22 protein-coding genes are annotated in these 24,926 nt (G+C 64.8%); 19 read left to right on the top strand and 3 right to left on the bottom strand.

Annotated elements, in window-relative coordinates:
- The 16 genes from DK368_RS20400 to DK368_RS20320 form a co-directional block, all read left to right on the top strand.
- On the top strand, positions 1–1,431 hold a 1,431-nt coding region (locus DK368_RS20400; protein ID WP_114395263.1), incomplete at its 5' end, for a pyruvate formate lyase family protein.
- A gap of 376 nt (positions 1,432–1,807) precedes the next feature.
- On the top strand, positions 1,808–3,169 hold the full coding sequence (locus DK368_RS20395) for an OprO/OprP family phosphate-selective porin (RefSeq protein ID WP_114395828.1): 1,362 nt from the start codon (positions 1,808–1,810) through the stop codon (positions 3,167–3,169).
- A 415-nt stretch (positions 3,170–3,584) separates the two neighbouring features.
- On the top strand, positions 3,585–5,480 hold the full coding sequence (locus DK368_RS20390; RefSeq protein ID WP_114395827.1) for a methanol/ethanol family PQQ-dependent dehydrogenase: 1,896 nt from the start codon (positions 3,585–3,587) through the stop codon (positions 5,478–5,480).
- A 135-nt stretch (positions 5,481–5,615) separates the two neighbouring features.
- The gene (moxJ, locus tag DK368_RS20385; protein ID WP_114395826.1) at positions 5,616–6,485 is read left to right on the top strand and encodes a methanol oxidation system protein MoxJ; all 870 of its coding nucleotides are present in this window, start codon (positions 5,616–5,618) and stop codon (positions 6,483–6,485) included.
- Positions 6,486–6,510: 25 nt separating this feature from the next.
- Positions 6,511–7,044 carry a cytochrome c(L), periplasmic gene (gene moxG, locus DK368_RS20380; protein ID WP_114395825.1) on the top strand — a complete coding sequence of 178 codons (534 nt, stop codon included), beginning with the start codon at positions 6,511–6,513 and terminating at the stop codon, positions 7,042–7,044.
- 50 nt (positions 7,045–7,094) lie between these two features.
- Positions 7,095–7,382, top strand: a complete 288-nt coding sequence (locus DK368_RS20375; RefSeq protein WP_114395824.1) for a methanol dehydrogenase [cytochrome c] subunit — start codon at positions 7,095–7,097, stop codon at positions 7,380–7,382.
- A 93-nt stretch (positions 7,383–7,475) separates the two neighbouring features.
- Positions 7,476–8,546 carry an AAA family ATPase gene (locus DK368_RS20370; RefSeq protein ID WP_114395823.1) on the top strand — a complete coding sequence of 357 codons (1,071 nt, stop codon included), beginning with the start codon at positions 7,476–7,478 and terminating at the stop codon, positions 8,544–8,546.
- Between the two features lie 10 nt (positions 8,547–8,556).
- On the top strand, positions 8,557–9,435 hold the full coding sequence (locus DK368_RS20365) for a DUF58 domain-containing protein (RefSeq protein ID WP_162306123.1): 879 nt from the start codon (positions 8,557–8,559) through the stop codon (positions 9,433–9,435).
- Positions 9,432–10,346, top strand: coding sequence for a nonribosomal peptide synthetase MxaA (locus tag DK368_RS20360; RefSeq protein ID WP_114395821.1), 915 nt, complete (start codon positions 9,432–9,434; stop codon positions 10,344–10,346). Before DK368_RS20365 ends, DK368_RS20360 begins: the two co-directional genes overlap by 4 nt.
- Positions 10,343–11,404, top strand: coding sequence for a vWA domain-containing protein (locus DK368_RS20355; RefSeq protein WP_114395820.1), 1,062 nt, complete (start codon positions 10,343–10,345; stop codon positions 11,402–11,404). The genes DK368_RS20360 and DK368_RS20355 overlap by 4 nt, the downstream gene beginning before the upstream one ends.
- Complete coding sequence (locus tag DK368_RS20350) at positions 11,401–11,982, top strand: hypothetical protein (protein ID WP_114395819.1); 582 nt, start codon at positions 11,401–11,403, stop codon at positions 11,980–11,982. The genes DK368_RS20355 and DK368_RS20350 overlap by 4 nt, the downstream gene beginning before the upstream one ends.
- Complete coding sequence (locus DK368_RS21875) at positions 11,979–13,508, top strand: SRPBCC family protein (RefSeq protein ID WP_205028327.1); 1,530 nt, start codon at positions 11,979–11,981, stop codon at positions 13,506–13,508. The genes DK368_RS20350 and DK368_RS21875 overlap by 4 nt, the downstream gene beginning before the upstream one ends.
- 5 nt (positions 13,509–13,513) lie before the next feature.
- The gene (locus tag DK368_RS20335) at positions 13,514–14,491 is read left to right on the top strand and encodes a YncE family protein (RefSeq protein WP_114395818.1); all 978 of its coding nucleotides are present in this window, start codon (positions 13,514–13,516) and stop codon (positions 14,489–14,491) included.
- 95 nt (positions 14,492–14,586) lie between these two features.
- Positions 14,587–16,065 (top strand): histidine kinase, encoded by a 1,479-nt coding sequence (locus DK368_RS20330; RefSeq protein ID WP_114395817.1) that lies wholly within the window; start codon positions 14,587–14,589, stop codon positions 16,063–16,065.
- A 39-nt stretch (positions 16,066–16,104) separates the two neighbouring features.
- Positions 16,105–16,773 carry a response regulator transcription factor gene (locus tag DK368_RS20325; protein ID WP_114395816.1) on the top strand — a complete coding sequence of 223 codons (669 nt, stop codon included), beginning with the start codon at positions 16,105–16,107 and terminating at the stop codon, positions 16,771–16,773.
- Between the two features lies 1 nt (position 16,774).
- Positions 16,775–17,323, top strand: coding sequence for a hypothetical protein (locus DK368_RS20320; RefSeq protein WP_114395815.1), 549 nt, complete (start codon positions 16,775–16,777; stop codon positions 17,321–17,323).
- Between the two features lie 3 nt (positions 17,324–17,326).
- Here DK368_RS20320 and DK368_RS20315 read toward each other — a convergent pair whose 3' ends face one another.
- The 3 genes from DK368_RS20315 to DK368_RS20305 all read right to left on the bottom strand — a co-directional run bounded on the left by DK368_RS20315 (position 17,327) and on the right by DK368_RS20305 (position 20,997).
- A complete protein-coding gene (locus DK368_RS20315) occupies positions 17,327–18,544 on the bottom strand; it encodes an HAD-IIIA family hydrolase (RefSeq protein ID WP_114395814.1) in 1,218 nt (405 codons plus the stop codon).
- A gap of 86 nt (positions 18,545–18,630) precedes the next feature.
- On the bottom strand, positions 18,631–19,569 hold the full coding sequence (locus DK368_RS20310) for an NAD-dependent epimerase/dehydratase family protein (RefSeq protein WP_114395813.1): 939 nt from the start codon (positions 19,567–19,569) through the stop codon (positions 18,631–18,633).
- Between the two features lie 171 nt (positions 19,570–19,740).
- The gene (locus DK368_RS20305) at positions 19,741–20,997 is read right to left on the bottom strand and encodes an O-antigen ligase family protein (RefSeq protein WP_114395812.1); all 1,257 of its coding nucleotides are present in this window, start codon (positions 20,995–20,997) and stop codon (positions 19,741–19,743) included.
- 371 nt (positions 20,998–21,368) lie between these two features.
- On the opposite strand from DK368_RS20305, the gene rfbB reads away from it, so the two are divergent.
- The 3 genes from rfbB to DK368_RS20290 all read left to right on the top strand — a co-directional run bounded on the left by rfbB (position 21,369) and on the right by DK368_RS20290 (position 24,913).
- The gene (gene rfbB / locus DK368_RS20300) at positions 21,369–22,448 is read left to right on the top strand and encodes a dTDP-glucose 4,6-dehydratase (RefSeq protein WP_114395811.1); all 1,080 of its coding nucleotides are present in this window, start codon (positions 21,369–21,371) and stop codon (positions 22,446–22,448) included.
- 1 nt (position 22,449) lies between these two features.
- Positions 22,450–23,331: a glucose-1-phosphate thymidylyltransferase RfbA gene (gene rfbA, locus DK368_RS20295; protein WP_205028325.1), complete on the top strand. Its 882-nt coding sequence runs from the start codon at positions 22,450–22,452 to the stop codon at positions 23,329–23,331.
- Positions 23,332–23,593: 262 nt separating this feature from the next.
- Entirely contained in the window at positions 23,594–24,913 is a 1,320-nt protein-coding gene (locus DK368_RS20290) for a glycosyltransferase (RefSeq protein ID WP_114395809.1), read from the top strand.
- Positions 24,914–24,926 lie beyond the last annotated feature (13 nt).

Here is a 24,926-nt window from a genome sequence, read left to right as displayed (position 1 = left end):
GTCTCCACCTTCCTGGACATCTACATCCAGCGCGACATCGAGGCCGGCGTCCTGACCGAAGAGCAGGCGCAGGAGATGATCGATGACATGGTCATCAAGCTGCGCATTGTCCGCTTCCTGCGCACGCCGGAATATGACCAGCTGTTCTCCGGCGACCCGACCTGGGTGACCGAGTGCCTGGGCGGCATGGCCATGGACGGCCGTCCGCTGGTGACCCGGAACAATTTCCGCATGCTGCAGACCCTGTACAATCTGGGTCCGGCCCCGGAGCCGAACCTGACGGTGCTGTGGAGCACGCAGCTGCCGCGCGGCTTTAAGGATTTCTGCGCCAAGGTCTCGGCCGACACCAGCGCCATCCAGTACGAGAACGACGACCTGATGCGGCCGCATTGGGGCGACGATTACGGCATCGCCTGCTGCGTCTCGGCCATGCGCATCGGCAAGCAGATGCAGTTCTTCGGCGCCCGCGCCAACCTGGCCAAGGCCCTGCTCTACGCCATCAACGGCGGCGTGGACGAGAAGTCGGGCGCCGTGGTGGCCAAGGGCTTCGAGCCGATCACCGGCGACGTGCTGTCCTATGACGAGGTCGTGGCCAAGTTCGACAAGATGATGGACTGGCTGGCCAAGACCTATGTCAAGGCGCTGAACACCATCCACTACATGCACGACAAGTACGCCTACGAGCGGATCGAGATGGCGCTGCATGACCGTGACATCCTGCGCACCATGGCCTGCGGCATCGCCGGCCTGTCGGTGGCGGCGGACAGCCTCTCGGCCATCAAATACGCCAAGGTCTCGGTCATCCGCGACGAGTCCGGCCGCGCCGTCGATTACAAGATCGAGGGCGAGTACCCGGCCTATGGCAACAATGACGACCGCGCCGACACGATCGCGGTGTGGCTGACCAAGACCTTCATGGACAAGGTCGCGGCCCAGCCGCACTTCTATCGCAAGTCCATGCCGACCCAGTCGGTGCTGACCATCACCAGCAACGTCGTCTATGGCAAGAAGACCGGCAATACGCCGGACGGACGCCGGGCCGGCGAGCCCTTCGCCCCCGGGGCCAACCCGATGAACGGCCGCGACCGCAAGGGCTTCGTCGCCGCCGGCGCCTCGGTGGCCAAGCTGCCCTACGACTCCGCCCTCGACGGCATCAGCTGGACCGCCTCCGCCACCCCCGACGCCATGGGCCATACCGAGGCCGAACGGACCCGAAACCTCGCCAACTGCCTCGACGGCTTCGCCGCCGCCGGCGGCTTCCATGTCAACGTCAACATCTTCAAGCGCGACATGCTGCTCGACGCCATGGAACATCCCGAGCTCTATCCCCAGCTCACCATCCGCGTCTCCGGCTATGCCGTCAACTTCGTCAAGCTGACACGCGAGCAGCAGCTCGACGTCATCAGCCGCACCTTCCACGAGCACATGTAAGGCCATCGGCCGTCCATCCTCCGCGATGGACGGCCACGGCTCATGCCAGGTCCCGATGGGTTCGGCTCATCGGGACCCGGTAGGGTGGCGACAGCCAACGGCCAGCCCGGTCCCCGACCGGGCTGGCCGTTGGCGTTTCAGGCCATCCCAACGGTTTGCGGCTTTTCCTGCCTTCGCCATGCCGATGCTGCGTGCCCGGCCCGCGGTCGGCCGCGACAGGATGGCGCGGGTGGGCAAGGGGATCGACGGCAAAGCGGCAAGTAATCAGTCCTCGCGGCCGCGGAGATGACAGAACCGCGACAGGTCTGGCGGCAATGATGGCGTGGGGCGGTTCCGTCCCCCATCCATCAAAGAACGTCATTCCGAGGAACGACCCATGCGTCGATACCTGCTCCTGGCGGGGTGTGCCCTGCCCTTGGCCTGTCTTGTCTCTCCCGTACTCGCTCAGAGCACCAGTTCCTCAACGGAGCTGGAGCGTCTCGTCCGCGCCCAGGCGGAGGAGATCGCCAATCTGCGTGCCCGGCTGGACACGGTGGAAGGCAAGGTCGCCAAGCCGGCACCCGCGCCGGCCAAGTCCGCCGGCAGTGCCGACATCAAGGCCGTGTGGGGCGAGGGTGCCCCCACGCTCACCAGCGAGGACGGCTCCTGGAGTTTCAAGCCGCGTGGCCGCGTGCTGGTGGATGTCAACAACACCAGCGGCTCCCGCTATGACGCGCGCAACCTGACCACCACCGGCACCCGCGCGCTGCGCCTGGGTGCCGAGGGTGAGATCGGCGCCCACTTCTTCTACCAGTTCGAGGCCGACTTCGCCGATAACGAGATCGACGTGGTCGCGGCCTATCTGGGCTGGCGCGGCAAGATGGGCGACCTCGGCTATGATGCCCGTGTCGGTAACCTGTTCAACGACCGCAGCGTCGATGGTTCCACCTCGTCGGACGCCACCCCGTTCCTGGAACGCAATGTGGTCGCCACCGCCATCATCCCGCAGCGGGGCTTCTTCGGCGTCGGCACCATGGGCCGCCTGTTCGGCAAGGGCTGGCACGTTTCGGTCAGCGCCACGGGCAACGACGTGGATGGCGACCATAGCCAGAGCGACGCCTTCGTGCTGATGGCCCGCGGCCATTGGAATCCGGTGGTGACCCAGACCGCCGCCCTGCATCTGGGTCTCTGGGCCTTCGAGGAGGACCTGCCGGACAGTGCCCACCTGGCCGTCACGCGCAACACCGCCATCGGCGGCCGCTTCAACAGCAATCTGCGCATCGGCAGCGGGCCGCTGCTGGATGCGGCCGGCAGCCTCGGCTATGGCGCGGAACTGGGCGGCTATGCCGGGCCGGTCTGGGCCATGGCGGAGGCCGGTCAGCGCGAAGTCAGGCTTTCGGCGCAGCCTGACGCCACCTATGATGCCGCCAGCCTGTCGGCCGGCTGGTTCGTCACCGGTGAGAAGCCGCCGCTGAGCACCCGCACCGGCGCCTTCGGCAAGCCGAAGGTCAAGGCCTCCGTCCTGGATGGCGGCATCGGGGCCTGGGAGCTGACGGCCCGCTACGAGCATCTGGACTTCGGCGACGCGGCCAGCCGCGGCGACGGTTGGGCCGCGACGGCGGGGGTCAACTGGTACCTCAACGACTTCATCCGGCTGATGCTGAACGGTATCCTGTGGGAAACCGACAACCGCGTCGGCAGCTTCGTCGGCAAGGATGACGGCCAGACCGTGACCGCCCGGGCGCAGATCTCCTTCTGATCGGCCGGCGGCACACCGCCCGGACCCAGGACAGGCCGCCGGACAGAAATCCGGCGGCCTTGTTCATTTTACGTTCATGCCCTCCCGAAAAATCCGGTTTTGTCGTCCCCGTCTGTACTCACCCTCTGCACCGTATCCGCGGTGTCTTCACAAGCATGCCCCTTGCCGCGGCAGCCCGTTGCCATGGCCGAAGGGGCGAGCATCCGGCGGTATTCACATATAAGAATGCACACCCCTTCTGCAGTCGGGAACTAGTTCCCGAATACTCCCGGAATAGTGCTCTAGACACTCCCCGCATCCCCATGTCACCGATTCCCCAGGCGCAAACACCGAGAGGACCGTCGTATCGCGGGCGAACGCCACTGACGCTCCAATAACCGAGCGGACAGATCACAAACAATGGGGAGGAAATCTGATGAGTCTGCCCAGGACTGCGGCGTCACACGCCGCTGTTGCAGCTCTTCTCGCCGGTGGAGTCTGTCTTCTATCATCCCAGGTCCAGGCCAATGACAAGCTCGTCGAGCTGTCGAAGAGCAATGAGAACTGGATACTGCCCGGCCGGACCTACAGCGAACAGAACTTCAGCCCGATGACGCAGATCAACCGGGACAATGTCAGGCAGCTGCGGCCCGCCTGGTCGTTCTCCACCGGTGTTCTGCACGGCCATGAGGGCACGCCGCTGGTCGTTGGCGGGAAGATGTACGTGCATTCCCCCTATCCCAACACCACCTTCGCCCTGTCGCTGGACCAGCCCGGCAAGATCCTGTGGCAGAACAAGCCCAAGCAGGACCCGACGGCGCGGGCGGTGGCCTGTTGCGATGTGGTCAACCGCGGTCTGGCCTATTGGCCGGGCGACAAGGATGTGGGGCCGCTGATCCTGCGCACACAGCTGGACGGCCACATCGTGGCGCTGGATGCCGAGACCGGCGCCGAGCGCTGGAAGATGGAGAATTCCGACATCAAGGTCGGCTCCACCCTGACCATCGCGCCCTATGTCGTCAAGGATCTGGTCCTGGTCGGCTCATCCGGCGCGGAACTGGGTGTCCGCGGCTATGTCACGGCCTATAACGTCAAGACCGGGGAGCAGGTCTGGCGCGCCTATGCCACTGGTCCGGACAAGGAACTGCTGCTGGCCGACGATTTCAATATCCACAACCCGCATTTCGGCCAGAAGGGGCTTGGCACCAACACCTGGGAAGGCGAGGCCTGGAAGATCGGCGGCGGCACCAACTGGGGCTGGTATGCCTACGACCCCAAGGCCGATCTCTTCTATTACGGTTCCGGCAATCCCGCGCCCTGGAACGAGACGATGCGGCCGGGCGACAACAAATGGACCATGACCATCTGGGGCCGCGATCCCGACACCGGACTGGCCAAGTTCGGCTATCAGAAGACCCCCCACGACGAATGGGACTATGCCGGCGTCAACGTCATGATGCTGTCGGAACAGAAGGACAAGGATGGCCGCGACCGCAGGCTGCTGACCCATCCCGACCGCAACGGCATCGTCTACACGCTTGACCGCGAACGCGGCGACCTGATCTCCGCCGATAAGCTGGACGAGACGGTGAACTGGGTCAAACAGGTCCGGCTCGATACCGGGCTGCCGCAGCGTGACCCGGAGTTCGGCACCCGCATGGACCATAAGGGGCGCGATATCTGTCCCTCCGCCATGGGCTACCACAACCAGGGGCACGACAGCTTCGATCCCGCCCGCAACCTGTTCTTCATGGGCATCAACCATATCTGCATGGACTGGGAACCGTTCATGCTGCCCTACCGGGCCGGCCAGTTCTTCGTCGGCGCCACGCTCGACATGTATCCGGGGCCGAAGGGCGACCGTCAGGGCTATGAAGGGCTGGGGCAGGTCAAGGCCTACAACGCCATCACCGGCGGCTACAAATGGGAGGTCATGGAGCGTTTCGCCGTCTGGGGCGGGACCATGGCCACGGCGGGCGGTCTGGTCTTCTACGGAACGCTGGACGGCTTCATCAAGGCCCGCAATGCCGACACGGGCGAGCTGCTGTGGAAGTTCAAGCTGCCCTCCGGCGTCATCGGCCATCCCATGACCTATGAGCACAAGGGCGTGCAGTATGTGGCCATCAATTACGGGGTGGGTGGCTGGCCCGGTGTGGGGCTGGTCTTCGACCTGACCGACCCGACCGCCGGTCTGGGGGCCGTGGGCGCCTTCAAGAAGCTGGCGAACTACACGCAGATGGGGGGCGGCGTGATGGTGTTCTCGCTGGATGGCAAGAGCCCGTACACCGAGGACATCAACGTTGGTGAATGGGCGCCCCGCAAGGGCGGCTGACGGTCGGGAAGGGGGCGACGGCGGTGCTCCGCGCACCGGCCGTCGCCCCGCCGGCCCCTGCACAGCCGCCGCCCAATCCCCGCCCAACCGTTGCTTCAGCTTAGCGCCCACCCTGCCCAGTGGAGGACCCGATCCATGAGTGCGCCCGTCCTGCGTGCGCGATGGCTTGCCGGCCTTGCCGTCACCACCACCCTGAGTGCCATCCTGACCGGCGGTTCGGCCGCCCTGGCGGCGAGCGCCGCGAAGGAGCCGGCCCTGCGCATCTGTGCCTCGACGAAGGAGGCGCCCTATTCCAGCGGCGACGGCACCGGCTTCGAGAACCGGATCGCCGCCAGCCTGGCCAAGGCCATGGGCCGCAAGGCCGAGTTCGTCTTCACCGACAAGTACGCCATCTATCTGGTCCGCGACTCTCTCAACGCCGGTGCCTGCGATGTGGTGGTCGGTGTCGATGTGGATGACGAGCGCATGCTGACCACCGATGCCATCTACCGCACCGGCTATGTCTTCGTCAGCCGCGAGGACCGGCAGTTTGCCGGGACGAAGTGGGAGGATGCCGGCCGGCCGGATCTCGGCCGCTTCGCCATCCGCTTCCATGGTCCGGGAGAGACCATCCTCAAATATACGGGCAAATGGGAGGACAATGCCGCCTACCTGTACAGCCTGATCAACTTCCAGTCGCGGCGGAACAGCTACAACAATGTCGAAGCCGCCCGGCTGGTGAGCGAAGTCACCAGCGGCGAGGCCGATCTTGCCATCGCCTTCGCCCCCGACGTGGCCCGCTATGTCAAGGCCTCCGGCGTGCCGGTGCGCATGCAGCTCATCGACAACGACATCCCCCGGCCGGACGGAAAGATCGTGCCGCTGCACTATGCCCAGGCCATCGGGGTGCGCAAGGACGATGCCTCCCTGCTGGCCGAGATCAACGCGGCCCTGCCCAAGGTGCGCGCCGACATCCGCCGCATCCTGGAGGAGGAAGGCATCCCCCTCTTGCCCCTGGGCAGCTGATGCCCCTTCGCAGAAGGACGAAGCAATGAAGAAAAAGGGAGTCTACGGTCTGGCCTGTGCCGCCGCAGCAATCGCGTTGTCGCTTCCCGCCGTCGCCGACATCCAGCTCTTCAATGTCGTCACCGGGGAGACGCTTGATCTGAGCTCCGCGCTTCCCGAAGGCAAGGATACGGAGGCGGTGAAGACGTTCCTGGCAACCGGGGTCAACATCTACAATGAAAACCCGGCGACGCTGAAGCGCGGCGAGGAGATCTACCTGACCGCCTGTTCCGGCTGTCACGGTCACGTCGGGGAAGGGAAGATCGGCCCCGGCCTGAACGACGATTATTGGACCTATCCCGGCAACGACACCGATGCCGGGCTGTTCCGGACGGTCTTCGGCGGTGCGAAAGGCCAGATGGGGCCGCAATACGGCCATCTGACCCTGGACGAGATGCTGCTGGGCATGAGCTGGGTCCGGCATTTCTACACCGGCGCCCCGGACACGGCGATCTGGCTGACGCCGGAACAGCGGAAAGGCTTCAAACCCTTCCCGAAGACGACGGCCTCGGCCGAATGACGGCCGTCGATCGATCTTTCAACCATAACCCTGTGGGAGGAGCAGCGATCATGCGGACATATCTTGCTGTTGCGGCGGCGATCCTTGTCGCCGGACTGGCGCCGGGCGCCCTGGCCTATGACGGCACCAAATGCAAGGCCCCGGGAAACTGCTGGGAGCCGAAGCCGGGTTATCCCGAGAAGATCCAGGGTTCGAAATACGATCCCCAGCATGACCCGATGGAGCTGAACAAGCAGGCGCAGTCCATCGCCGCCATGGAAAAGCGCAATGCCCAGCGGGTGGCGCATCTCAAGAAGACCGGCAGCTTCGTCTACGACGTCTCCAAGATCCCGAAATGACCGGCGCCCTGCCGGCGGAAGATGCTGCCCGTGTCATCAGCACGGGCGGCATCTCGTCCCCTTTTCCCGAGGCCCGTCTGCTGCATGGGACCGATGCGTTTGCCCTCCGATCCTCCCCTTGATCCCGTGGTTCCCGGTCCGGTACCGCCGGTCATCGACCTCGCCCACTGGCGCCAGCAGGCGCTGGCCTTCGAGCAGACCGTCGCCCAGGCGGTCATCGGTCAGGCGCAGGCGCTGCGGCTGTTGGTTCTTGCTGTCTTCTGCCGCGGGCATGTGCTGCTGGAGGGGGATGTGGGTGTCGGCAAGACCACCCTGCTGCGGGCTGTCGCCCGCGCGCTCGGCGGGCCGTTCGAGCGGATCGAGGGCACCATCGACCTGATGCCCAACGACATCCTGTATTCTGCCTTCGTGGCCGAGGACGGGCGGCCGCGCATCCAGCCGGGGCCGATCCTGCGCCGGGGCGGGGATCTGGCCGTGTTCTTCTTCAACGAGATCAACCGGGCCCGGCCGCAGGTGCATGCGCTGCTGCTGCGCATCATGGCGGAACGCAGCGTCAGTGCCTTCCAGCAGGATTACGGTTTTCCCGACCTTCTGGTCTTCGCCGACCGCAACCGGGTGGAGCGGGAGGAGACCTTCGAACTGCCGGCGGCGGCGCGGGACCGGTTCTTCATGGAGATCGGCATCGAGGCGCCCGCCGATCCGCATCTGCGCCGGCAACTGGCCTTCAGCCCCCGGTTCCATGATGCCGACCGGCTGATCGCCGGCCTGCCGGATGCCGTCATCGATTTCCGCCGGCTCAATGCCGTCGCCGCCGCCATCCAGGATCATGTCCAGGCCGGCGAGGAGGTGGAGGCCTATACCTTCGCCCTGTGGGAGGCGCTGAAATTTCCCCATCGCCACGGCATTTCGCTTCCCGGGGTGGCCATGGACCGGCTGGTGATCGGCGGTGCCAGCCCCCGTGGTGTCTCGGCGCTGGTGCGGGCGGCACGGGCGGCGGCCTGGCTGGACGGGCGCGACTATGTGGTGCCGGAGGATCTGCGGCTGGTGTTCGTGCCGGTGATGGCGCACCGGCTCTTCCTGGCACCGGCCTACGAGGCGCGGCGTGAGCAGATCATGCCCGCGCTCTGCCGGGCCGTCTTCGATGCCGTGCCGACGCCGCGCTGAGGGGACCGCCATGGACAGCGACAGACTGGCCGACAGCTTCGCCGACATCGCCTACCGCGTCCGCGGGCGTCTGTTCGGCGCCCGGCCCGGGCGTCATCGCAGCCGTGCCAGCGGTGCCGGCGGCGCTTTCACCGGGCTTGTGCCCCTGCTGGACCGGCCCGACCCGCGCCGTCTCGACCTGCGCGCCTCGGCCCGTGATCCGTTCGGCACCCTCTGGGTGCGGGATGTCGAGCAGAGCGTGGATGCCCGGGTCATCCTGCTGGTGGATTTCTCCGGCTCCATGGGTTCGGTCGGGCGGACGTCACGGGCCGATCTGGCGCGGGCGCTCTGTATCGGTCTGGCCACGGCCGTCGAGCGGTCCGGCGACCGCTTCGGCCTGATCCTGGCCGGGGAGCGCGTGTTTCCCGACAGTCTGCTGCCGGCGCTGCGGCGGCGCGGGTCTGCGGCCACCGTCGCGGCGCTGACCGCCGCCGTCGAGCCGCAGGGGGCGGGAGCGGCCGGGTTGCTGGAGGCGGTGGATCTTCTGCCCGCCGCCCGCTCCATCGTGCTGCTGCTGTCCGACTTCACCTTTCCCCGCGACCAGCTGGACCTGGTGCTGGACAAGCTGGCCATTCACGATGTCCGGCCGATTCTGCTGCGCGACAGCGCCATCGATGCGCCATCACCGGCTTTCGGGCTGGTGACCCTGCACGATCTCGAAACCGGCCGCCGCCGGCTGATGCTGATGCGTCCGTCCGTGGCTGAACGCTGGCGGGCGGCGGCGGACGAGCAGCGGCAGGCGGTCCGGCGCACGCTGATCGAGCATGGTCTGGCCCCGATCGAAATCACCGATCAGATCGATGTCGATGCCCTGTTCGACGCCCTGGGGGACCAGGGGGGGGCGGCATGACGCCGGCCGCGCCCGTCCTGTCCCTGCTGGCCCTGTTACTGCTGTCTCCGCCGCGGTCAGCCACGGCGGCGGAGCAGGCCATCCTGGCACCGGCGCATAGCCATGGCTGGTGGATCGGGGATGTCATCCCGGTGCGGGCCACGGTGCTGCTGGAGCAGGGCTTCCGGATCGATCCTGCCTCGCTGCCACAGCCGGGGGCGTTGGACTACTGGCTCGATCTGCGCGGGGTGACGGTCGTGGACGAGAAGGGGCGGGACGGGCGCCGCCTCCACCGCATCGAGTTCACCTATCAGACCTTCTATGCCCCGCTGGAGCCGCGGGCCATGACCATTCCCCCGCGCACCCTGGCGTTCGTGCGCGACGGGCAGCGCCTCAGCGTCACCGTTCCGGCCTGGAGCTTCGTCACCTCGCCGCTGCGTGAGATCATGGCGTCGAGCCGGCCGGAGGCTATGAAGCCGGACGCTGTCGCGGCCGTGATCAATGTCCGCCCCCAGGAGTGGCGGGCCGCCCTGTCGGCTGGCCTGGCCCTGGTGGCCCTGCTGCTCCTGGCCCGGCACCGGGCCTGGGGACCGTTCGCCCGGCCCGATCGTCCGTTCGCTGCGGCGGCGGCGGCCATCCGCCGCCTGAACCGGCGCGGGGCAGGGGCGGAGGCGCAGCGGGCGGCCTTCCTGGCGCTGCATCGGGCCTTCGACCGTGCCTCCGGTCATCGCCTCGTCGCCGCGGATGTGGCCGGATTCCTGGCTGTGCGCCCGCAATACCGGCCCCTGTCGGCGGAGATCGCCGGCTTCTTCACGGCATCGCGCAGCCTGTTCTTCGGCCGAGCCCCGGAGCAGGCGCTCGCCCGCTCCTCCACCGCCGCCCTGGCCGGCCTTGCCCGCCGTCTGGCCCGGGCCGAACGGGGACGGCCATGATCCCGCTGCACCCAGCCCTGCCGCTGTCCCTGACGCTGGATCATCCGTGGGTCCTGTTGCTGCTGGTGCTGTTGCCCGTGCCACTGCTGCGGTGGCCGTACCGGGCCAGCGACCATCCGGCCCTCGATCAGGTGCCGCCGGACGGGCTGTCCCGCCTGGTGGATCTGGGGCTGCGGACTGCCGGTTTCTGCGCCGGAGCCTGCCTCATCCTGGCGCTGGCCGGGCCGGTCGGCGGTGGGCAGACGGTGACGCGCCAGGGCACCGGGGCCAATATCGTCCTGCTGCTGGACCGGTCGTCCAGCATGGACAACAGCTTCGCCGACCAGCAGCCCGACGGGCGAGAGGAGGCGAAATCCGCCACCGCCAAGCGGCTGCTTCTCGACTTCGTCAACCGCCGGCCACGCGACCGTATCGGTGTGGCGGCGTTTTCGACCGCTCCCTTGCGCATCCTGCCGATGACCGACCACCGCGACGCCGTGCGCGCCGCCATTTCCGCCATGGATAGGCCCGGCCTCGCCTATACCGATGTGGGCCGCGGGCTTGCCCTGGCCATCGGCCTGTTCGACGAGCGGACCGCCGGTGAATCCCGGGCGCTGATCCTGGTCTCCGACGGGGCGGGCGTCATCGAGCGCGAGGTGCAGGCCATGCTGCGCAGCGCCTTCGCCCGCATGCCTGTCAATCTCTACTGGCTGTTCATCCGCTCCAGGGGCAGCAACGGCCTGCAGGACGCACCGGCCGATGGCACCGCCGATACGCCGCAGACCCGACCGGAGCGCCACCTGCACCTGTTCCTGCAGACACTGGGTGTGCCCTATCGCGCCCTGGAGGCACAAAGCCCGCAGGCGGTCGCGGATGCGATCGCCGAGATCGACCGGCTGGAAGCCAAGCCGATCACCTATCGCGAGATGCTGCCGCGACGGGATCTGGCGCCGCTGTTCTATCGGCTGGCGGCCGTCTTCACCGGCCTGCTGCTGCTGGCGGCGCTGGCCGAGCGGACATTGGTTCCGGCCGGCGCCGGGCGCCTCCCACTGGTCCGGTCCCGATGGGAGCGGCGATGAACCCCGCCCGCCGCCCCGCTCCGTTCCGTCCCTCCGATCCCGGCAGCCTGCTGCTGGGGCTGCTGGCTGCCGGTTTCGCCTTGGCCGCCGGCCTGTTCGGCTGGCAGGCCTGGGACGGGCGGCGCACCCGGGCGGAGGTGCTGGCCTTGGCCGCCGGACAGGACCGGCCGGTGCCGGAGTCCGCCCGTCCGGACCTGCTTCTGGCCCGCGCCGCTTTCCTGCTCGACCGAGGCCGGGTGGAAGAGGCGGAAGCCCTGATCGAGCCGATGCAGCAGCGGCAGCAGCCGCAGCGCCTGGCCATGCTGCTCTACAATCTGGGCAACGGACGGCTGCGCACGGCTTTCGCCGCCATGGAGGCGCAGAAGATCGATGATGCCGCGGCCAATATCCGCGTTGCCAAGGACCATTACCGGCGCGCGCTCGCTGTCGTGCCGGATGATTATGATGCCAAGTTCAATCTGGATCTGGCCATGCGGCTGGTGCGCGACTTCCCGCGGCAGCAGGGCGAGCCGGACGAGGATGCCAAGCCCATGAGCGTCTGGACCGATCTTCCCGGCCGGCCGAGAGGGCTGCCGTGAGGCGGGGGCGCTTTCCGGCCCTGCGCTCCCTGCTCCTGGCCGCCAGCCTTCTGGCCGCGCTGCTGGCATCGCTGCGGCCCAGCCTGCCGGGAGAGCGCATCACCTACAGCCTGACCGTGGTGGTGGACATCACCGGCAGCATGAATGCTCGTGACCAGCGCAGCGGTGACGCGGCGGTCAGCCGGCTGGACAGGGTGCGCACGGTCCTGCCGGAGGTGGTCGCCCGGCTGCCCTGCGGGTCGTGGGTGGGGTTGGCCATCTTCACCGAGCGGCGCAGCGTCTCCCTCTTCACCCCCGTCGAGGTCTGCGAGAATTTCGCCCCGCTGACCGATGCGATCCGCGGACTCGACTGGCGCATGGCCTGGGAGGGGGACAGCCGCATCGCCGAAGGGGTACGGGATGGGCTGGATCTCGCCGCGGCGCAGTCCTCCGACATCCTTTTCCTGACCGACGGCCAGGAGGCGCCGCCGCTGCCCTGGGACTGGCGACCGCCGGTACATCCGGGACCGGGCGCCGGGCTGCTGATCGGTGTCGGCGGGGCGGCGCCGGTGCCGATTCCGAAATACGACGAGCGCGGCCGGGAGATCGGCGTCTATGCCGCCACCGATGTGCCCCACGAGTCCCGCACGGGTGCGCCGCCGCCGGATGCCGCCGGCCGCCCCGGCTGGCATCCCCGCAACAACCCCTATGGCGAGGCCGGGGCCGGCAGTGAGCATCTGACACAGCTGCGGGAGGAGCATCTCCGGCTGCTGGCCCGGCATTTCGGCCTGGGTTATGCCCGCCTGCAAACGGCCGATGCCCTGGTCCAGGCCATCCGGACCCAGGCACGCCCCCTGGCGGTGCCGGCCATGCGGGATCTTTCGGCCCTGCCCGGTGCCGCCGCCCTGCTGGCGCTGCTGCTCTCGTACCTTCGTATGCGGTCCCCCGGCGGTGGGCGGCCGTCCGTCTTCCAGTCTGCAATTCCAACGGCAAGAGGTGTTCCCGTGTCCTCCTTCCGAATACTGCTGTTCGTCACCGCGCTGGCCGGGTCGGGTCTGGCGCCGCTTCCGGCCTCGGCGCATGGCCCCACACCGCAGAAGGTGGCGGAGCATGTCGATATCCGGGCGCCGTGCGAACTGGTCTGGACGAAGCTCAAGGATTTCGGCGCCATCGGGCAATGGCACAGCGCCGTCCGGGCCGTCCGCGCCAGTGGCGCCAGCGCGCCGGGCAGCACGCGGGAGCTGACGCTGGAGAATGGCGAGACGATCACGGAGCGGCTGGACGATGTCGATGGCACCAGCCAGTCCCTCAGCTACCGGCTGTCGGTGGAGAATCTCAAGGCGCTGCCCGTCAGCTTCTATACGGCCCGCATGGGCGTCACCCGCTCCGAGGACGGCCGGGGTTGCCGCGTCGATTGGGATGGCCGCTTCTATCGGGGAGACACCACCAACGAACCGCCGCCCGAGCTGTCGGACGAGGCGGCGGTCACCGCCATGACACGGTTCTTCCAGACCGGTCTGGCCGGTCTGGCCAAGGCCATGGAATAAGGCCGGTGTCGCCCGCTGTGCCAGTCCTGCTGCTGGTGGCCGCCCTGCTGTTGCCCGGGGCCGCCGCCGCCGGCTGCGCGCCCGCCTTTGCCGTGGTCAGCCAGGGGGCGGCACGGCTGACCGTTCTGGGGCTGACCGTTCCGGCGCCGGACCGTCCGGCCCCGTGCGCGACGATTCCGCTGGCGGCGGCCCCCGCCGGTGTCGCCCTCACTGCGGACGGGGGCACCGCCTATGTCGGACATCCTGATCTCGGTCGCATCAGCGTGGTGGACCTGTCCGCCGGTCGGGTGGTGACGGAGATCGCCACGGGGGGCCAGCCCTTCGGACTGGCCCTGGTCCCCGATGGGCGTCTGCTCGTCTCCGACTGGAGCGGCGATGCCCTGCTGCTGCTGGATGTGGCAGGTGACCGGCCGCCGCAGCGCATCTCCGTTGGCAGGGCGCCGTCCGCGGTTCTGGTCGATGCCGCCCGCGGCCGGGCCTACAGCATCGACCGTGACAGTGATGCCGTGTCGGTTGTCGATCTTGCGGCGCCGGTCCGCATCGCAACGATTGCCGTGGGGCAGGCTCCGTTCGCCGCCGCCCTGTCCGCCGATGGAACCCGACTGTTCGTGGCCAATATCCGCAGCGGCGATCTGTCGGTGGTGGATCTCGCCGCCGGGCTGGAGGCGGCCCGCATTCCCGTTGGCGGCATGCCCTACGGGGTTGCGGTGGTGCCGGGAACCGGCGAGGTTCTGGTCACCGACCAGGAGCGCGGCCGCCTGGTCCGGGTTGATGGAAACTTGGGAGCGGTGGTGGGGAGCGTCAGGGTTGGCCGCTATCCCGAGGGGGTCGTGGTCCAGCCCGACGGCGGCCGGGCGGTGGTCGCCAACTGGTTCTCCGATACAGTTACACTGGTCGATCTGCGGACAGAGGCCACCACCGAACTGCCGATGGCGGCCGGTCCCCGGCAGATCGCCACGGTGCCGGCAGGCATGCTACCTTAGCCCAATTGCTGGTGTCTTCGCCCCGCATCACCATACGCTGATGGCGCCTTTGGAAAGGCTCGCTTGGAAGGGTGCCTGTGGGGGGAACGCCATCCATGTCCATCAGCGCGTCTTGGCTGTCCGGCCCCGTGCGGCAGGGGCGGTCCCGGCGGGAGCATGTGGCCCGCCGACTGGGAATGAGCTTCCGCGTCCGGGTCATCCTGTGTCTGAGCGGCTTCGGCCTGCTGGTCTGGACCCTGATGGCCGTGGGTCTGCTGGTGAATGCCCGGACGGCGGTGGAACGGGAGGTGACCGCATCCTTTGGTCTGGCACGTCACTATCTCCAGTCCAGGGAAAGGGAGATGGACCGGGCCACGCCCGCAGGGCTCCCCTTTTCACCCACGGCCTTGCCCCCGGATATGGTTCCCCCCCGCCATGTCCGGATCTATGCCGTCGGCCCCGGGGGGGAGACGGTTCCCGTGCAGCCGCCCCTGATTCCGGCCGGCACCGGCGATGAGGCGGTGCCGCTATGGTTCGCCAGCCTGATCGATGTTCCCACGCTGCGGGCCGAGTTCCCCGTCATGGTCCAGGACCGCCCCCCGGACCGCTCCTGGACGCTGGTGCTGGAAAGCCATGCCCATGACGAGATCCTGGAGGTCTGGGGGGATGTCCGCTTCGTCCTTCTGCTGCTGGCCCTGTCGTCGGCGCTGGTCGTCGGCAGTGCTGTTATCGGGCTGAACAGCATCTTCTCGCCGCTGCTGATGGTGGCGGAGAAGATGCGCCACCTCGGTACCGGCCGGCCGGATGTCCGTATCGGACGGCTGGCCGTGCCCGAACTGGCCTATATCGCCGACCGCTTCAATGAACTGGCCGAGCGGCTGGCCGACCAGGAAGCGGAGAACCGCGATCTCAACCGCCGGCTGCTGGTGACGCAGGATACGGAGCGGCGGCGCATCGCCAATGATCTGCATGACGAGTTGGGGCCGCATCTGTTCGGCCTGCGGACCGTCATCGAAAGTCTCAGCCGCTCCCTGCAGGACGGCAAGGGACCGGACCGGGGCGGGCTCCGGGACGGGCTGGGTACGCTGGCGGAGATGACACAGGCGGTTCAGCAACAGACGCGCCGGATCATCTCGACCCTGCAACCCATGTCGCTGGGCGAGGTGCCGGTGGCCGAACTGGTCGAGGACATCGTGGCCACGATGCAGCGCATCACCCCCGATGCCCGCATCGAACTGCAGGCGACGACGGGGCCGGTCCCCTATGGCGCGTTGATCGACCTGACCGTCCACCGTTTCGTTCAGGAAAGTGTGCTGAATGCGCTGCGCCATGGGCAGGCCCGGCATATCGTCATCATCCTGGCGCAGGAGCGGGGAGGGCGGGGCGAAACCCTGGTCCGGGCCCGTGTCACCGATGACGGTGCGGCCGGAATCGCCCTGCCGGTCAAGCCGGGCTATGGCCTGTCCGGCCTGTCCGAGCGTCTGCGTGCCCTGCGGGGCGAGTGGACACCGCCGACACGGATCGGGGACCGGACCATGACGGAGATTGTGCTGCCGGTGGATGGCAACCGGATCAGCGAGCAGCGGGGGTTGTGAACAGCCACGTCAACAGCGCTGCGGCGAAGGGGATGTTCCATGAGTGGTGTTCTGATCATTGATGACCATCCCATCGTGCTCCAGGGCTTCCGGCGGCTGGTGGAAAGCCATGGCGTCGGACAGGTCTTCACCACCTCCTGCCTGCTGGAGGCGTTCCGGATCTACCGCAGGACGTTCCCCGACATCCTGGTCCTGGACCTGTCGATCGGACGGCGCCGGCTGGCCGGCGTGGGCTTCCTGCGCCGCTTCCGCAGCGTGGACAAGCACACGCCGATCCTGATCTTCAGCATGCATGACGACCCCGTCATCGTGCGCAAGGCGCTGGCGGCCGGGGCGACGGGGTACATCCACAAGGACGCGCCACCCGCCGAGATCGACCGGGCCTTCACGACGGTGAAGGCCGGACAGCCCTTCATCGGCCCCGACCTTGCCATGGAGGTCGCCCTGCTCTCCCGCCTGCATGAACGGCCGGACCTGCGGGATCTGACCCGTCGGGAGGCGGATGTGCTCGGTCTTCTGGCCGAAGGGCGGTCCTACAGCGCCATCGCCGACGAGTTGGGCGTCAGCTACAAGACCATCGCCAACATCTGCTCCATCCTGAAATCGAAGCTGGAGGCCGAGACGCTGCCGGACCTCATCTACAAAGCCGTCCAGCGCTTCACCATTCCGCCCCAGGCTCGCAGCAGCCCGCGGGCGGGCAGGGCATAGCGTGGCCGGCCGCCGCTCGCGGTTTTGCCTCGCCGCTGCCGTCCTGGTCTTGCTGTCCTGTGACGATCCACCGGCGCCGGCGCCGGCCGGCCCGTCCGCCACGCAGCAGCAGACGCTCCCATCCTGGCTGGCACCGGACGATCCGCAATCCCCGGCCCGCTGGCTGGCGGACCGGCGCCCCTGCGCTGGAGATGGGCGCGAGGCCCTGCTGGCGGAGAGGCTGGATGCGGCAACGCGGGTCTACCGGGAATCCCGGCGGATGATCGCGAACAGGCTGGCCCAGGTGGAGGACTTCCTTGCACAGCGGGGGGAGATGCGCTGCCCCGAGAGCATCCTGGCGGACCTCATGCTCGACTCAGGCCAGCGCACGGGGCACGACGTGTCCTTCGGTGCTGTGCTGCAGGCCTATATCGTGCTGCGCCAGGACGGCATTGGCCACGACTCTGCCATCGCACAGATCCGGCGGTCTTCGGATGGACAGCGGTCCCTTAGTCCGGAGAGGCAATGGACCCCGGCAAGGCAAGAGCAGACGGACGTGAATATGCCTTAAATATCAGGTCGCCGCCGGAATCAGGCCCAGGGTGGAAATGAACTGCCGCAAATTTCCGCCTGTGAACAAATGACCGGGAATTCCGGCCCGCCGGGCCGCTTCGACATCCAGATCCTTGTCGCCGATCATGCAACTGCGGGCAGCATCGACGCTCCAATGCGCCATCAGATCCTGCAACATACCCGGCTCTGGCTTGCGCCAGGAACAGGTTTGGCGATAGCCGGGCAGATCGCCGTCAGGATGGTGTGGGCAATAGCGGAAATCATCGATATGGGCACCGAAATTCCGCAGTTCCTGGTTTATCCTGGCGTGCAGCGTGCCAACGGCGGACTCGTCGTAGTAGCCGCGCGCGACTCCAGCCTGGTTGGTGACGACAAAAACGGAAAAGCCCGCATCGTTCAGAGCGGCGATGGCCTGGGGAGCCCCCTCGATCCAACGGAACCGGTCCCAGTTGCCGACATAGCCATCATCGTGATTGATCACCCCGTCACGATCAAGGAAAACGGCGGGGCGCCGCAGACGCTGCGGAATCTCCGTCTGGGCCCGTTCATAGTCGGTGGGAATGCCGATGTCGATGAAGTAGCCTTCGTGGCGGAATCCCGCCAAGCTGGCTTCCGCCGCCAGTGTCGGCAGGATGTCGCGCTCGAAGGAGCAGACCGGCTGCAGCCGATTGAGCAGAGCCGGCCGGATCACATAGATACCAGCATTCACCAGACCGGGGCCGGGACCCGGCGGACGTTCCAGGAATTCGCTGATCCGGTCGCCATCCAGGGTGACGACACCTGAGCGCGAGGCATCGGCAACATGCCGCAGCGCCAGGACGGCGGGTGCGGCCGGATGATTCGCCGCTTGGCGTAGGAATTCCAGCAGGTTGATATCGAACCAGGAATCCCCGTTCATCAACAGGAAATCACCGGTGATCCGGTCGCGGGCGTTATGAATGGCCCCACCGGTCCCCGCCCGTTCCGGCTCGACCACCAGTGACAAGGACAGCCCGAACTGACGGGCGATCGGGTGGTCCTCGATATAGGCCTCAATCTGCTGTGCCTCGAACGCGGCCAGAAAGATGATGTCGCGGAAGCCGTGGCGTGCAAGTTCCAGCAGCAGAACGTCCAGGAAGGGCGCACCGGCCACCGGGAGCAGCGGCTTCGGGGTTTTCGCCGTCAGCGAGCCGAGGCGGGAGCCAAGGCCCCCACAGAGAATCATGGCCTGGGTCAGCATGGAAGAGCCTGGGCAGACGTCGGAAGGGGCGGGGAGTCCTCATCAAGGACCGGCCCGGAGTCGCCGGGCCGGTCCGTATCTGAGGGTCAGACGTTGCTGAAGCGCCGGTTGTTGATCATCTGATAGACCTTCAGCAACTCGGTGATGCCGCGGTCAAGGCTCCAGTCGGGCTTGAAGCCGGTCGCCTCAAGCTTGGCATTCGAGACGATGTAATCCCGCTTGTCCGGATCCTCGCCCACCGGGGCTTCCACGAATACGAAGGACGGCACATGCTCGCGGATCTTTTCACAAAGCTCGATCTTCGACAGGTTGGCGTCGGAAAGGCCGACATTGTACGGCTCGCCGTTCATCCGTTCGTAATTGTCCAGGGCATGCATGAAGGCCTTGGCCACGTCACGGACATGGATGTAGTTCCGCTTGAAATGGCCTTCGAACAGGAGGACCGCCCGGTCGGTGGCTGCCCGGTAGGTGAAGTCATTCACCAGCAGATCGACACGCATGCGCGGGGAAACGCCGAAGACCGTGGCCAAGCGTGTTGTGATGCCGTTTCCGGAATCCAGCACCGCCTTTTCTGCGTCACACTTGGTGGTGCCGTACATCGAGATGGGCCGCAACGGAGTGGTCTCGTCGCAGAACTTGCCCTTCTCGCCGATACCGTAGCCGCTGTTGGTGGTCGGATAGACGATCTTCTGATTCTTGCTCAGCAGACGGACCAGGGTGATGATGGCATCGCGATTGATGGTGGTGGCACCAATGGCATCCTGGGCGCACAGCGGGGCCCCGACCAGGGCCGCCAAGGGGATCACCGCATCAGCCTTGGCCACCAGATCTTTGAGGATCCGCTCGTCACGAGCATCGCCTTTCACAACCTCGAACCCCTCATAGGCGCAGCAAGGCGCCAGATGGGGCAGGCCGTCAGGGAAGCGGTCGAGGACGGTCACGCTCTTGCCGGCAGCCAGCAATTGGGGAACCAGAACCGAGCCGAGATAGCCGGCCCCACCAGTAACCAGAATACGTTCGGACATTGCAATTCCTCTTGTTGCCGGGACTGGAAGCCCGTCTCGCTTCGCAGAGTTCATGAACTTGGACTGCGCATGCCACTTCCCCGCCGGAACGCTATAGATGGTAAAGCGTCCTCTGCATGGATCAGCCGCAGCCGAATGCCAGCCCTTCTGTGGATCCCGGCCACAATCCCGTCAAGGGGCTTTCGGTCGCTGCTTTGATTCGACGTCCCGCGCCAGCGCTCTTGAGAAGATCGGTAAAAAAGCAAGGAGCGCCATATAGGGGAAGACCTCTGTGGATTGATAGAAACACGTCTGGATCAGTGCTGAAATATACAAGGAGCGAAGTATCAGGTGGTTTTTGCTAAGGCTTGGGTATACTGCAAATATAGTCATATAAAAAGACAGCATTCCAAAAATGCCAAAATTGATAAGCTGCTGAAGGACGCCGGATTCTGCGACCCTTTGGTCTCCATCGGATAGGTTGCCGACGGCATTGCCGACTTGTCCTGTGTATTCTCCAAAGAAGAACTGCGTATCCAGCCAGTGATTTATTACCCAGGTCCAGGTTTCAATTCTTGAAGAGTTTCCGCTTTCCTGGAGGCTGCCGAACTGGGCTATGCGTTGAAGGCTTTCCGACTCATTGTACAGTGTCGCAAGGACAATGGCGGCGACGGTTATGCACAGGCACCAGCCGAGCAGGAAGCGTACGCGCAGGCGCCAGGACAGTCGAAAAAACTGCATCATCGAATAAAAGCCGATGGTTCCCAGCAGCACGACTGCCCCGGAACGTGAGCCGCTGACGGCCAGTCCGACAATGCAGAACAGGGCAACCAGAAAATAAAGGGGGCTGCGCAGCGATATGGCCCCCTGCGCCAGACATCCGGCAATGATGATCACCAGCAAGGGGAAATGCAGATAGCTGCCCGTCGTCGAGGGTGGTCGGAACATGGACTGTCCGGGCAGGGTTGCGATGCCGACCAACTGCAGCAGTGCCACTGCCGTCATGCCGATGCCGGCAAACGCCAGAACAAGAAGGATTCTGCGTGCCGATATCGCATAAATTTCAAATCCACAACCGACAATAAACAAATAAAGAATATAAATATTAATTAAACTTCCAACTATTCCAAAAACAAACCCATCTCTTTCCATTGTGAGTATTGCTGATATTAGAGATGATATTCCAAATATGCACGTAAATACAACGCTATATCGAAGGTGAGGTGTCGTTTTTACTTTAAAAAAAAGCAAAAGCGACAGGGTGAATATGGTCCACAGCGCAAACTGTGTTCCGTACCCGACAATCTTCCCCGCCGCCACTTCAAAAACGCCTCGAGTACACAAGGTCAAAAAGGAAAAGAAGAAAAATACCGTAAAGCCGACGCTTCCCGGCGACGCCTTGTGCGAGATCTGTGCGTCAGCCTGATAGGATGCGGTGCTCAATGACATTCTCGGGTTTCCGCCCTTGGGAATGGCTTTCGACCGGTTTGGCCAGGGCAGTTATGTACGGGAACCCGGCTTGGCAGGGCAAGCCAAACCTCGTCAGGTCAATTCAGGGAATGGCTTCGCAGGGCCCCGTGCGCAGTGTATATGGATGGAGCAGTGACGCCTGTCTGGCGCCACCAGGCCGAATGAAAATCGTCGGGTTGGGGGGGCAGAAATGCCCAGGCAAGGTTTCCCCAGGCCGCCGATTCTCCAGGGGAAGGGCTGTTTCGACATGTGGTCTCTGGACACTCCGGGGGACTGGCTATAATCGACGTCGACATGTACGCATGCTTGTGCTGTAAGCGGCGGACGGGGACTGAGAGGGGGTCGTTTGGATGCGGACGATTATTGTAACTGGGGGCGCCGGGTTTATCGGCTCGGCGGTGGTGCGTCAGTATTTGTCGGAAACTGATTTTCGCATCGTGACGCTCGATAAGCTCACTTATGCGGCGAACCTGTCTTCAATTCCTGGCTATGACACGCACCCACGCCATCGTCTGGAGCGGGTTGATATCTGCGATGCGATGGAAGTCCGGCGGGTCCTGGCCGAACAGCAGCCGGATGCGATCATGCATCTGGCGGCGGAATCCCATGTTGACCGCTCGATTGACGGGCCGGGCGCCTTTGTCCAGACCAACGTTGTCGGCACGTTCACCCTGCTCCAGGAAGCCCTGGCGTACTGGCGAACCCTGCCGGACGGGGCAAAGAAGGAGGGGTTCAGGTTCCACCATGTCTCCACCGATGAGGTGTTCGGGTCCCTGGGGGATGCCGGCTCTTTTACCGAAGATACGCCCTACGCTCCCAATTCCCCCTATTCTGCGACCAAGGCCGGATCTGATCATCTGGTGCGGGCTTGGCAAGAGACCTTTGGTCTCCCGGTGGTTATGACCAACTGCTCGAACAACTATGGCCCCTACCAGTTTCCGGAAAAGCTGATTCCGGTGATGGTGCTAAAGGGCCTTAAGGGTGAAAATCTTCCGGTCTATGGTGCGGGAGATAATATCCGAGACTGGCTGCATGTGGAGGATCATGCGGCTGCGCTGCGGCTGGTGCTGGACGCCGCGGCTCCAGGTGCTCGCTACAATATTGGCGGTCATAACGAGAAGAGCAATCTCGAGGTCGTTCATGGCATTTGTGATCTGCTGGATGAGTTGGCTGGCCCGCTCCAGTCGCCCCGCCGGTCACTGATCCGCTTTGTGACGGATCGCCCTGGGCATGATCGGCGTTATGCCATTGATGCCGCCAAAATCGGTCGGGATCTGGGATGGCGTCCGCGCCACACGTTTGAGACCGGGCTGCGCGAGACCGTGCGCTGGTATCTGGAAAACCGTGGATGGTGGGAGGCGATCCTGAGCGGGGGGTACCGCGCCGATCGATTGGGCTTGGAAAAGCGGCAAGATAAAAAGGATAACTGAAATGAAGGGTATCATTCTTGCCGGTGGATCTGGTACCCGGCTTTATCCAATTACAATTGGCGTCAGCAAGCAGCTGCTCCCGATTTATGATAAGCCAATGATTTATTTTCCATTGACTACTTTGATGTTGGCGGGAATTCGGGATATTTTAGTGATTACGACTCCGCACGATCAAGTGGCCTTCCAAAGGGTGTTGGGGGACGGCGGGCAGTGGGGGCTGAATTTATCCTATGCGGTTCAACCGTCGCCGGATGGCTTGGCGCAGGCCTTTATCATCGGGCGGGATTTTATCGGCCAAGATACATGCGCTTTGGTCCTGGGTGACAACATCTATTACGGCCATAACTTCAGTCAGGCTGTGTCGCAGGCTGCCGCCCTGGAGAAGGGTGCTTGCATCTTTGCCTATAACGTGCGTGATCCCGAACGCTATGGGGTGGTGGAGTTTGATGCCAAGGGGCGAGCCCTCACCATTGAGGAAAAGCCCGCGCGGCCACGGTCTAACTGGGCGGTAACGGGTCTCTATTTCTATGACAACGATGTAGTCGATATCGCCGCGGATGTGGTGCCGTCAGCCCGCGGCGAACTGGAAATCACCAGCATCAACAACGCTTATCTGGAGCGGGGTGATTGTCAGGTGGTGCGTCTGGGCCGTGGCTATTGCTGGTTCGACACCGGCACGCATGCATCACTGCTGGAAGCGGGGGAGTTCGTCCGCGCTGTACAGGATCGACAGAACCTGCAGATCGCCTGCCCGGAGGAGATCGCGTATCACCAGGGGTGGATCTCCTCCGGGCAGGTCGAGAAAGCGGGCGATATGCTGCGGAAAACTGAATACGGGCAGTATCTGTTGCGTATGCTGGATCTCCCGGTCTTCTCCAATTGATGCCTTCCCGGCGGCGGACGGGGCTGGGGGCCGGGGCTGATGCGTGCTGGCCGCGGCTCCAGGATGTTCACCGCGTCGGCCGTGACTATTCAGTTCCGGCGCGTGATGGTGCGCGGGACCTCCTTCCGCACCGCGTCGCTATCCAAGGCGCCGGGGGCGCGGATCTCACGCCGCCGCCGGCTGCCGGTGAGTTCCGAAAACGCGGCGATGCGCTCGATGTAGGCGGGGCTCGAAAGCGCCCGTCGATTTGGACAGGCGTGGCATGGAAGTCGGCGGCTCCAGGGCGATGCCGGATCCGACGCTCCTGTCATGGCGTTGGCTGGTCGGGCCTTGGATGGGGCAGATTCGCGTTGAAAATAGTGGCGGAAAATGGATTCTCTGCTCTTCAGGGCGTTTTGGTGATTTTGAATGCGAGAGCAGAATTAGCATGAAGCAAAAGCTACTTTTTTTGTCTGCGCATATGCCATCGCTGAATGCGACCGAAGCTGGACATGTTTGCGCCTTTCGTCATTTGGACGTACTAACGCGTAAATACGAAGTTCATTTCGTTGGATTCCGCGGTAATATTTCGGCGGACTGGAATGTAGAGCCATTGTTAGAGCGGTGTGCTTCCGTCAAGCTGTTTAAGGTCGATATCCCCCGCCGCATGGCGTGGATTCTGCGTAATCCATTTTTGCCGATGACAGTAGCTGCGCGCGCATCGCATGAATGCCGCGCATATATTCGGAAATTGATGTCAATACATTCGTTCGATCGGGTTCACTTTGAATGGCATCACATGGCAAGCTATGCTGATTTGTTCGAGGGGGCAGAATTCACGACCTATGCCCATGATATTTACCACCAGACAAGCTTTCGCAAATCACAGACCGAGAACTGGTTGAAGCGGATTTTTTATAAAATCGAATTCCTACGGCTGAAAACATGGGAGGCGCGGGCGTTCGGGTGTATGGATAGAATATTTATTCCTTCAGAAAAAGATATGGAATTGCTTGAAAAGCTTGATAGCTCCTTGAAAGAACACTGCCGAGTCTCCAAGCTCAGTTTCAAGATTTATTCTCGTCGTTCGGCCGAATTCAATGGCACTCCGATTCTGGGTTTTTGGGGGGCCTATTCGAGAATGGAAAATGTCGATGCCGCCAGGACCCTTGTCCACACGGTGTTGCCGGCCATTGAGGCGCAGGGCGCGGTTGTGAAAGTGAAGATCGCGGGTGCCCATCCCCCGGCATCCTTCGGCCAGTTCCCAAAGGAGAAGGTTGAGGTGACCGGGTTCGTGGACGATCCCGGAGAGGTCCTGCGGTCGTTGCATCTGGCCGTGCTTCCCCTGCAATTCGGGGGCGGTGTCAAGATCAAGGTTCTGGAGTGCCTGTCCGCCGGGGTCCCGGTTGTCACCACGCCGGTTGGGGCCGAAGGCATTCCGTGTTCCGCAGAGCAGGGGCTGATCGTGGGTGGCACCACAGACGAACTGGCGCGCGCCGTTGTTGATCTGCTGCGACAGCCGGAGCGGATCGCCTCCCTGTCGCGGGCGGCGGCGTCCTGGGCGCGTTCCTATGCCGATACCGATGGGGCCGTCCTGCTCTAGCAGGACGCTGAGA

Source organism: Oleisolibacter albus, from assembly GCF_003336875.1.
Classification (GTDB): domain Bacteria; phylum Pseudomonadota; class Alphaproteobacteria; order Azospirillales; family Azospirillaceae; genus Niveispirillum; species Niveispirillum album.
This window is presented reverse-complemented; position numbering and strand designations above follow the sequence as displayed.